The 2153-nt window shown below is 62.7% G+C and carries 4 protein-coding genes and 1 pseudogene; 3 read left to right on the forward strand and 2 right to left on the reverse strand.

What is annotated here, in order from left to right; translation table 11 throughout:
* The 3 genes and pseudogenes from PGX04_RS24845 to PGX04_RS24855 form a co-directional block, all read left to right on the forward strand.
* Window positions 1–219: pseudogene (locus PGX04_RS24845) on the forward strand (MATE family efflux transporter); the annotation flags it as partial.
* A gap of 95 nt (window positions 220–314) precedes the next feature.
* Window positions 315–521 (forward strand): dodecin family protein, encoded by a 207-nt coding sequence (locus PGX04_RS24850; RefSeq protein ID WP_273740949.1) that lies wholly within the window; start codon window positions 315–317, stop codon window positions 519–521.
* A gap of 106 nt (window positions 522–627) precedes the next feature.
* Window positions 628–858: a glycine zipper domain-containing protein gene (locus PGX04_RS24855; protein WP_273740952.1), complete on the forward strand. Its 231-nt coding sequence runs from the start codon at window positions 628–630 to the stop codon at window positions 856–858.
* Window positions 859–976: 118 nt separating this feature from the next.
* Here the strand turns inward: PGX04_RS24855 and PGX04_RS24860 are convergent, their stop codons facing one another.
* Both PGX04_RS24860 and PGX04_RS24865 read right to left on the reverse strand, forming a co-directional pair.
* Complete coding sequence (locus PGX04_RS24860) at window positions 977–1249, reverse strand: hypothetical protein (protein ID WP_273740950.1); 273 nt, start codon at window positions 1247–1249, stop codon at window positions 977–979.
* Between the two features lie 109 nt (window positions 1250–1358).
* The gene (locus PGX04_RS24865) at window positions 1359–1766 is read right to left on the reverse strand and encodes a hypothetical protein (RefSeq protein ID WP_273740951.1); all 408 of its coding nucleotides are present in this window, start codon (window positions 1764–1766) and stop codon (window positions 1359–1361) included.
* Window positions 1767–2153: the final 387 nt, after the last annotated feature.

The following is a 2153-nucleotide window of genomic DNA, read 5'->3' on the forward strand; positions in this document are numbered from 1 at the left end:
GACACCCGCTGGCCGTTCGTCGCCTCGCTGCTCGGTCGGTACGCGTTCGCGCTGCCCGCGGCGGCGCTGGGACTGGTCACGCCGCTCGGAATCGGCGGCCTCTATCTGGCGCTCTTCCTCGAGACATCGGTCCCGGGCGGGATCAACTACTGGCTGTTCCGAAGCGGCCACTGGAAGGCCGTGAGCCGCCGGTATCGTCCCTCCGCCGACGCCGGCTGACCCGGCTTTGGGTCTGGCGCACCGACGGCGACGCTGCGGCCGGCATACACCCGCCCAAGGACTATACCCGACGCTCGTGTCGCTTCCCGTGGACCATGAGCCAGACAGCCAAAGTGATCAAACTGGTCGGTACCTCGAGCGAATCCTGGGAAGACGCTGCACAGACCGCCCTCAACGACGCCGAGGAGACACTCGAGAACATCACTGGGATCGAGATCGAATCGCAGACGGCGGACGTTCGAGACGGACAGATCGAGGAGTACACGACGACGGTCCACGTCTCGTTCGGGCTCGAGCGGTGAGGCGTGGACCCTCGAGACAGATCAGTTCCGTTTTCCGTTTTTACTGAAATCGCGTCCGAAGCGAGGAGCAGGTATGGCTATCAGTGGTGGTAGCCATTTGGCATTCATGACCGAGCGGGACGAACCGGCCGGGACACGGGATCGTGACGGTGGGAACGGAGACGGCGGTGACGATGCCGGCAGAGACGGTGACAACGGCAACGGCATGGGAACCGGCATCGCGATCGGGATGTGTCTCGGCGTCGCAATCGGCGTTGCCACGGACAATCTGGCCGTGTGGCTCTCCATCGGCGTCGCGATCGGTGCCGGTTTCGGCGCGGCGCTGGAACGGGAGTAGCGGACGGACCCGAATCGAGTAGGCCACCGGCCGCGGCCCGCCTCGAGACGGAATTCGAGTCCGAGGGACGACCGATTTCGAACGAACGACTCGGCACGAAACGTCGGGTGGGTAGCGGTTATGTGACCGACGCGGACTCGGATTCCAGCAGCGGGACGCCGTTCGTCTCGAGGAAGCCGAAGAGTCGGACGAGCGCGAGTCCGAGGACGATCACGCCGACGGTCGCGAACGCGATGAGCATCACGTCGTCGACGGCTCCCAGCTGGACCGTCAGGAGGGACGCCGAAAGGGCGAGTAGTGTGATGGTCGTCACTACCTGCATGGTCGAGCAACTCAGTGTGAACCACGTCGACTGGGGGACGTATCGGTCCCGCGTCTGGGTACAAGCCATACGTAATGGTTACCTGAACAACACTAAAAGCCTTTGCCGAGCTGACGCTTCCACACTGAACCGATCCCAGACGCGGCCGTCCACCGCTGTAACGGGGCGCTTGAGGCGGTCACTCCTCCGTTCCGAGGATCCCGCAGGCGATCGCCTCGGGCTCGACGAGTTCCTCGCCGTCGACCGCGTCGGGATGCAACAGGAGGATCGTATCGTCGGGCATCTCGCCCTCGGTGCGAACGCGGCAGTCGAGTACCGTCTCGAGGTCGTCGACGTCGTCGATGTCGAACTCCCGCTCGCAGAGGAGTTCGGCGTTGGCCCGCGAGAGGACGAAGACGAGCGCCCCCGGCTCGAGGTGTTCGCTCTCGGCGGCCTCGAGCAGGGTCGCGAGCGAGTCTGAGCTGACGGCCTCGAGCGAGCGGATCGTCACCCGTTGGGTGTCCGAGCCCGGCGCTTGCTGTGACTGCGTGCGGACGCGGGCGGTCAGCTCCTCGAAGTCGGTTTCGGCGTCGAGTCGTGCTGGCATATTCGCGTTCGGTGATCGCGAGCCTTGACGGTGTGGCCGGCCAGTTCCGGGACTCGAGAGCAGTGGATGGAAAATTCTATCCGACAGCCAGTTCTGACTCGATGGGCCAGTGATAGCAAAGAGCAGGGTTCTTCTTGACGACGGTACACAGGAGAGGACGTAGTAGCACGATTTCTTCATTCAGAAATACGCTCGAAATCGAATCGAGCAATTCGGTAACTACGTATGCGTCCTGAACAGTTTGAAACAATTGCATAGCTAAGAAGTATCGTTAATTGACGGATAGGGATATGACCGGTATTCGTACGTCGAGTAGTCATGTGGAAACGACGATCTGTGCTGGCGACTGGGGCAGCGCTGTCGATGGGGACCGGACTCGCTTCGGTG

It is taken from the genome of Natrinema soli, from assembly GCF_028618695.1.

Excerpts from the sequence above, each read along its gene's own strand:
- PGX04_RS24850 (WP_273740949.1), top strand. The coding sequence starts at position 315 with ATGAGCCAGACAGCCAAAGTGATCAAACTGGTCGGTACCTCGAGCGAA.
- PGX04_RS24855 (WP_273740952.1), top strand. The coding sequence starts at position 628 with ATGACCGAGCGGGACGAACCGGCCGGGACACGGGATCGTGACGGTGGG.
- PGX04_RS24860 (WP_273740950.1), bottom strand. The coding sequence starts at position 1,249 with ATGGCTTGTACCCAGACGCGGGACCGATACGTCCCCCAGTCGACGTGG.
- PGX04_RS24865 (WP_273740951.1), bottom strand. The coding sequence starts at position 1,766 with ATGCCAGCACGACTCGACGCCGAAACCGACTTCGAGGAGCTGACCGCC.